The 242-nt window shown below is 64.9% G+C and carries 1 pseudogene; it reads left to right on the top strand.

What is annotated here, in order from left to right:
• A pseudogene (locus SB822_RS60255) lies at nt 1-242 on the top strand (ubiquinone-dependent pyruvate dehydrogenase); the annotation flags it as partial.

Consider the following 242-nt stretch of genomic DNA (forward strand, 5'->3'; position numbering starts at 1 on the left):
TGCTACTCGGCTGCGACTTTCCCTACCGTCCTTTCTATCCCGCCCACGCGAAAATCATTCAGGGGGACGGGAAAGGCTCACGGCTCGGCCGCCGTGGGCCGCTCGCGCTCGGGCTCGTGGGCACGGTGAAAGAGACCGTCGCCGCGACGCTGCCAAGGCTGCAACGCAAAACAGATCGCGGTTTCATCGACAACGCGCGCAGGCATTACGCGTCGGCCCGCAAGGATCTGGACGATCTGGCG

The organism is Paraburkholderia sp. SIMBA_054 (assembly GCF_046534875.1).
Lineage (GTDB): Bacteria > Pseudomonadota > Gammaproteobacteria > Burkholderiales > Burkholderiaceae > Paraburkholderia > Paraburkholderia hospita.